This window comes from Herbaspirillum sp. UBA812, assembly GCF_002296545.1.
GTDB classification, from domain to species: Bacteria; Pseudomonadota; Gammaproteobacteria; order Burkholderiales; family Burkholderiaceae_D; genus Herbaspirillum; species Herbaspirillum huttiense.
This window is the reverse complement of the sequence record NZ_DBIC01000140.1, coordinates 1-6,399: the sequence shown is the minus strand read 5'-3', so window position 1 is coordinate 6,399 and position 6,399 is coordinate 1. Positions and strand designations below refer to the sequence as shown.

Below are 6,399 nucleotides of genomic sequence, written 5' to 3'. Positions count from 1 at the left end.
CGGCTGCCATCGTTGACGAAGATGACTTCATAGCTGTAGCCCAGGGCGTCCAGCGCCGGGTAAAGGCGCTCGAACAATTTGGAGAGCCCGGATTCCTCGTTGTAAACCGGGATGACGACGGACAGTTCTGGTTTCATCAAATATCAAAAAATAAAGGCTGGAATGCCTGGCCCTGGAGCCCGCATCCAGCGGTACTGAAAGCGTGTTCTGCAATAAATCAATGGCCCGATGCGCCACGAAACAGGGTCATCGCGGCGTTCAGGCCAGGGGAAATGCAGGAGACCAGCTTGCGAAAATGCAAATAAAACGAATTATGCCGAATATTTTCGTCGAATTCTTTGCATTATCCGCAAAAATCAACCAAGCACCGATTTTACCGTTTCCACCGAGCGTTCCACGTCCTCTTTACTCATTGCATTGAACATGGGCAGCGACACGATGCGCTGGCCGACGCGTTCGGCCACCGGGAACATGCCTTCCTTGAAGCCACGTTCACGATAGAGCTTCAGCAAGTGAATGGAAGGGTAGTGGTAGCCGATGCCGACCTGCTTTTCCATCATCTTTTCCATGAAGGCGGCACGGGTGATGCGCTCCGGCAGGACCAGCTGGAACATGTGCCAGTTGGAGTTCTCGAAGTCGGCTACTGGCAGCTGGGCACCGAAGCTGGCTTCGAAATCGCTGCCGAAGCAGGCGAAATAGTGGCGCGCCAGTTCCTTGCGGTGGGCGGTGACGGCATCGATGTGGGCGAACTGGCCCAGGCCGATGGCGGCGGCCACGTCGGTCATATTGAACTTGCCGCCCAGAACATCCACTTCCAGGCCGTCGAAGCCGCTGCGGGTGACGCCCTGCAGGCGGTATTTCTCGGCCAGACGGGCTTCCTCGGCATTGTTGAGCACCAGGAAACCGCCTTCGGAACTGGTGATGTTCTTGTTGGCCTGCAGGCTGAAGGAGACGAAATCGCCGAAGGCACCGATGCGCTTGCCCTTCCAGGTCGAACCCAGCGCCTGGGCGGCATCTTCCACCACGCGCAGATTGTGCTTGGCGGCAATCGCGTAGAGGCGGTCCATGTCCAGCGGCAGGCCGGCCAGGTAGACCGGGATGATGGCCTTGGTGCGCGGGGTAATGGCGGCTTCGAGGCGGTCCAGATCGATGTTGCGGGTGACCGGATCGATGTCGGCGAACACCGGGGTGGCGCCGGTTTCCAGGATCACGTTGGCGGTGGCGACCCAGGAGATGGGAGTGGTGATGACTTCATCGCCCGCGCCGATGCCGGCGATGCGCAGCGCGATTTCCATGGTGCAGGTGCCGGAGTTGAAGGTACGCACGATGCGTCCGCCCAGGTAGTCCGACAAGGCCTTTTCGAACGCCTGCACCTTGGGGCCGCTGGTGATCCAGCCCGAGCGCAGCACTTCACCGACGGCGGCGATGGTGGCTTCATCGATGGTGGGTTTGGAAAACGGCAGGAAAGGCAGGCTCATGGTGGAATCCGGTCAGACTAGGTTCAAGGGGAGGGCGCTGCCGCAGCGGGCAGCGCAGTGGCCGGCGCGCCGGGCGCGCGGCAACCCGGTATTGTAAATCAGCTTCTGGTCAGCAAGACCACGCCGACGATGATCACGCCGATGGCCAGCAGGCGCTGCAGGGAGATGGCTTCGCCCAGGAAGTACCAGGCACCGATGGCGTTGATGATGTAGCCCAGCGAGAGCAGCGGGTAGGCGATGGTCACGTCCACCCGCGACAGGCCGATGATCCACACGCCCACCGAGATCACGTAGCAGGACAGGCCGCCGATGATGGGCAGCTGGGTAGCCAGCTTGAGGCCGGTGGAGAACCAGTTGTCCGCCGTCAGGTGGATCGCGCCGACGGCATTGGTACCGGCCTTGAGCAGCAGTTGTGCAACGGCGTTCAGGCAGATGCCGACGAAGATGAAGCCAAAGGTAGTCAGGTTCATTTCGCCGCCTTCTTCTCGCCGGCGACTGCTGCGGCAGGTGCCGGATCATTGGCCACGATCACGCGGCGCGGGTCCTGGCCGATCAGGCGCATCGGCAGCTTGCGCTCAACCAGCTGCTTGTAGATGGTCGGATCGATGATGGCGATATCCTTCTTGCCAGCCGCGTTGTCGGCCACCCATTGCGCCACGAAGGCATCGATGGTGGGCAGCCACAGCTGCGGTTCCTGCTTGAGGCCGAACTCCATTTCGTCGGCATGCTGCACCAGGGTCATGGTGCGGCGCAGGTAGAAGGGCAGGGCCTGCTCATAGCGGCCGACCAGGTAGATCGGGGTTTCCGGCTTCAATTCGGCCTGCAGCGCCGGCACGTAGTCCACGCCCGCCGAGTAGCGGCCCTGCGGATCATGGCCCAGCATCAGCAGCTGGCCGGCCACGAAGGCGGTCGCCGCCAGCGAGGTCACGGCCCAGTCCTTGTGCTGGCGTGCCAGGCGGATGGCGGCGATGCCGCCGACGAAGAAGATCAGGGTGGCGGCGTACAGGTAGGGCACGTGGGCCTCCACCAGCGGCAGCGAGTAGGCATCCTTGGCAAGCGAGGGCACGCGCGGGATGAAGGCCAGTGCCACCGCCGAGGGCAGGGCCACCAGCGAACCGGCCCAGGCCAGCGCCTTGTAGTCCGCTTCGTCCAGGTAGCAGGCGATCAGCAGCGCCAGCGCCGGGAAGATCGGCAGGATGTAGGAGGGCAGCTTCGAGTCCGAGATGCTGAAGAACACGAAGATGAACACCGCCCACACCAGCAGCATCCGCTTAGGCTGGAAACGCCCGCCGTTGAGGCTGTTGTAGCCAGCGGTGTCGCGTTGCTCGCGGGTGCCTTTCCACAGGCTCTGGAAGAACACGCCCAGCCAGGGAATGATGCCCAGCACCAGGATGGGAATGAAGTAATACCACGGACCGGTGCGGCTATGGATCTTGGTGGTGAAGCGCTGGAAGTGCTCGTGGATGAAGAAGAACTGCGGGAATTCCGGATTGCGCAGCGACACCGCCACGAACCAGGGGGTGCAGATCGCAAAGAACAGGATCAGGCCCTTGACCAGATGCAGCCGCTTCCAGATCGCCCAGTCGCGCGCGAACAGGGTATAGAGCACCAGCACCGCACCGGGCAGAACGATACCGATCAGGCCCTTGGACAGCACCGCCAATGCCATGCCGGCCCAGCACAGGAGCATCCAGTTGCGCTGGCCTTCACGGGAGGCACCGTCGCGCTGCGCCATCAGCAGCGAGCACAGGGCGATGGTCATCATGCCCGACAGGCCCATGTCCAGCGTATTGATGTGGCCCATGCCCGCCCAGAAGAAGCTGGAGGCCAGCACCAGGGCGGCATAGAAGCCGACGCGGCCACTGAAGACGCGGGTGCCGGTGTAAGCCGCCAGGCCGATGCCCAGCAGGCCGCACAGGCCGGTCCACAGGCGCGCCTGCCATTCACCTAGACCGAACAGCTCGAAGGTGATGGCATTCATCCAGGTTTGCAGGGGCGGCTTCTCGAAGTACTTGATGCCGTTCAGGCGGGTGGTGATCCAGTCCTGCGTGGCCACCATTTCGCGCGCCATTTCGGCATAGCGGCCTTCGTCGGTGGGCACCAGTACACGGGCTCCGAGCATCCAGAACCAGACCAGCAGGAAGAGAATGAGCAGCGTCCAGACGAACGCCTTGGATTTATACAGTTCGCGCATTGACAGCGGTTCCTTGTTGCGTGTTCTTGGGTTTCTTGTCGCGGCAGGTGCCGGCGTCAGGCCTTGGGCGCAATGATCAGCGCCAGCGCCACCTTGCGCCCTTCGGCCATGAGAATGTTGTAGGTCCGGCAGGCGGCCTGGTTGTCCATGCACTCCACGCCGATGCGGCGCGCAGTCAGCACCGTGGTCAGCTTGGGATGGACGAAGCGCTGGCGCTCGCCGGTGCCCAGGATGACCACGTCCGGTGCGGTGGCATCGATCTGGGCGAAATGCTCGGGAGTGAGCGCCTCGAAGCTCTCTGCCGGCCAGGGTACCGGCTCGGTCTCGGGCAGCACCAGGAGGCTGTTGGTGAAACGGATGGCATTGAGCTCGACGCCGTCCTCATCATAGGCGGTGACGGTCTGGTATTGCTTGGTTTCGGTCGAATGGAGCTTCATCGCAGATGGGCAGGATGGGTTGCAGGCGGCCCCGCGGGGCGAACGGCCGGGCCATGATGTCAAGTCGACATGCATCGCAGCAACGCGGTCGTAAAGTGCGCCATTGTAGCCGTTTCCGACCCCGGCGCACGCCTATTTGATTGATAAAATGCTTAGCTTTGGGCAAAATGGCCGGTTCCCGGCAAGCCCATGAGGCAGCGCCGCAGGCCGCTTTGCAGGTGCTTTACATTGCACTGCAGCAGGCAAAAACGTGCAGGAAAATGATGGCAAGCGTGGTAATGGAGGGGAGCCGCAGGATAAAGGTTCCGGTCCGGCGCACGCGGCCGATGAAGCAGGACAGGACGGGCAGGGGCCGACGCCGCCTGTCGCGAAACGATTAGAGGAAGAGCTGTGCGACCGATTCAGAAATCCAAGAAGCTGGCAGATGTGTGTTACGACATTCGGGGTCCCGTGCTGGAAAAGGCGCGCCAGATGGAGGAAGAAGGCCACAAGATCATCAAGCTCAACATCGGCAACCTGGCCGCCTTCGGCTTCGATGCGCCCGACGAGATCGTGCAGGACATGATCCGCAACATGGGCAATGCCTCCGGCTACACCGATTCCAAGGGCCTGTTCGCGCCCCGCAAGTCGGTCATGCACTACACCCAGCAAAAGAAGATCGAAGGCGTGACCATCGATGACATCTACCTGGGCAATGGCGCCTCCGAACTGATCGTCATGAGCGTCAATGCGCTGCTCAACACCGGCGACGAAGTGCTGGTGCCGTCGCCCGACTATCCGCTGTGGACGGCCGCCGTGAGCCTGTCCGGCGGCACCCCGGTGCATTACGTCTGCGATGAACAGCAAGGCTGGCAGCCCGACATCGCCGACATCAAGAAGAAGATCACCCCCAACACCAAGGCCATCGTCGTCATCAATCCCAATAATCCGACCGGCGCGCTGTATTCGGTGGAGGTGCTGAAGGAGATCATTGAGCTGGCGCGCCAGCATCAGCTGATCATCCTGGCCGACGAGATCTACGACAAGGTGCTCTACGACGGCAACACCCACACCTCGCTGGCCTCGCTGGCCGACGATGTGCTGTTCATCACCTTCAACGGCCTGTCCAAGAACTATCGTTCCTGCGGCTACCGCGCCGGCTGGATGGTGGTTTCGGGCGAGAAGAAGCATGCGCGCGACTACATCGAAGGCCTCAACATGCTGGCCTCGATGCGCCTGTGCGCCAATGCGCCCGGCCAGTTCGCCATCCAGACCGCGCTGGGCGGCTACCAGAGCATCAATGACCTGGTCGCCCCCAATGGCCGCCTGACCAAGCAGCGCGACCTGGCCCACAAGCTGCTCACCGATATTCCCGGTGTGACCTGCGTCAAGCCCAAGTCGGCGCTCTACATGTTCCCGCGCCTGGATCCGGAGGTTTATCCGATCAAGGATGACCAGGAATTCGCCTACGAACTGCTGGCCGAGGAAAAGGTACTGATCGTGCAGGGCACCGGTTTCAACTGCCCCACGCCGGACCACTTCCGCGTGGTGTTCCTGCCCAACACCGACGACCTGACCGAATCCATGGGGCGCATCGCGCACTTCCTGGAAGGCTATCGCCGCCGCCACGGCACGGCCTGATCCGATTTGCACTACCCGTCACGTCCGCGGCCTGCGGCGTGGCGGTCATTTTTCACCAACCACGAAGACAATATGAAATCCATCAAAGTAGGTTTGCTCGGCATCGGCACCGTGGGTTCCGGTACTTTCAATGTTCTCAAGCGCAACCAGCAAGAGATTGCGCGCCGTGCAGGCCGGGGCATTGAAATTACCATGGTCGCCGCTCGCAATACTGCCCGCGCGACCGAACTGACCCAAGGAGAAGTCAAGGTCGTCAATGACGGCAACCTGGTGGTGAACGATCCCGAGATCGATATCGTCGTGGAGCTGATCGGCGGCGATGACATCGCCCGCGACCTGGTGCTCAAGGCCATCGCCAACGGCAAGCACGTGGTCACGGCCAACAAGGCCCTGATCGCCAAGCATGGCAATGAAATCTTCAAGGCGGCGCAGGAAAAGGGCGTCATGGTGGCCTTCGAGGCGGCCGTGGCTGGTGGCATCCCCATCATCAAGGCCCTGCGCGAAGGTTTGACCGCCAACCGCATCCAGTGGGTGGCCGGCATCATCAACGGCACCACCAACTTCATCCTTTCCGAGATGCGCGACAAGGGTCTGGACTTCGACGTGGTATTGAAGGAAGCGCAGCGCCTGGGCTATGCCGAAGCCGATCCGACTTTCGACATCGAAGGCG

At 61.8% G+C, this 6,399-nt stretch carries 7 protein-coding genes; 2 read left to right on the top strand and 5 right to left on the bottom strand.

Translation table 11 applies throughout. The features are described 5' to 3' along the window. From B3873_RS08800 to B3873_RS08780, 5 genes are all read right to left on the bottom strand, one after another. Nucleotides 1-137 (bottom strand): glycosyltransferase (locus B3873_RS08800; RefSeq protein WP_286865356.1); only part of this gene is annotated, 137 nt, incomplete at its 3' end. 219 nt (nucleotides 138-356) lie between these two features. Then, nucleotides 357-1,478, bottom strand: a complete 1,122-nt coding sequence (locus tag B3873_RS08795; protein WP_134135257.1) for a DegT/DnrJ/EryC1/StrS family aminotransferase — start codon at nucleotides 1,476-1,478, stop codon at nucleotides 357-359. 98 nt (nucleotides 1,479-1,576) lie between these two features. Beyond that, nucleotides 1,577-1,948 carry an EamA family transporter gene (locus tag B3873_RS08790; protein ID WP_121039800.1) on the bottom strand — a complete coding sequence of 124 codons (372 nt, stop codon included), beginning with the start codon at nucleotides 1,946-1,948 and terminating at the stop codon, nucleotides 1,577-1,579. Further along, nucleotides 1,945-3,672 carry a glycosyltransferase family 39 protein gene (locus B3873_RS08785; RefSeq protein ID WP_039788408.1) on the bottom strand — a complete coding sequence of 576 codons (1,728 nt, stop codon included), beginning with the start codon at nucleotides 3,670-3,672 and terminating at the stop codon, nucleotides 1,945-1,947. Before B3873_RS08785 ends, B3873_RS08790 begins: the two co-directional genes overlap by 4 nt. A gap of 56 nt (nucleotides 3,673-3,728) precedes the next feature. After that, nucleotides 3,729-4,109 (bottom strand): Mth938-like domain-containing protein, encoded by a 381-nt coding sequence (locus B3873_RS08780; RefSeq protein WP_286865345.1) that lies wholly within the window; start codon nucleotides 4,107-4,109, stop codon nucleotides 3,729-3,731. A 390-nt stretch (nucleotides 4,110-4,499) separates the two neighbouring features. Here B3873_RS08780 and B3873_RS08775 point away from each other — a divergent pair, with 390 nt between their 5' ends. Continuing rightward, the gene (locus B3873_RS08775; RefSeq protein ID WP_088753784.1) at nucleotides 4,500-5,729 is read left to right on the top strand and encodes a pyridoxal phosphate-dependent aminotransferase; all 1,230 of its coding nucleotides are present in this window, start codon (nucleotides 4,500-4,502) and stop codon (nucleotides 5,727-5,729) included. Nucleotides 5,730-5,801: 72 nt separating this feature from the next. Continuing rightward, nucleotides 5,802-6,399 (top strand): homoserine dehydrogenase (locus B3873_RS08770; protein WP_286865343.1); only part of this gene is annotated, 598 nt, incomplete at its 3' end.

Excerpts from the sequence above, each read along its gene's own strand:
- B3873_RS08795 (WP_134135257.1), bottom strand. The coding sequence starts at position 1,478 with ATGAGCCTGCCTTTCCTGCCGTTTTCCAAACCCACCATCGATGAAGCC.
- B3873_RS08790 (WP_121039800.1), bottom strand. The coding sequence starts at position 1,948 with ATGAACCTGACTACCTTTGGCTTCATCTTCGTCGGCATCTGCCTGAAC.
- B3873_RS08785 (WP_039788408.1), bottom strand. The coding sequence starts at position 3,672 with ATGCGCGAACTGTATAAATCCAAGGCGTTCGTCTGGACGCTGCTCATT.
- B3873_RS08780 (WP_286865345.1), bottom strand. The coding sequence starts at position 4,109 with ATGAAGCTCCATTCGACCGAAACCAAGCAATACCAGACCGTCACCGCC.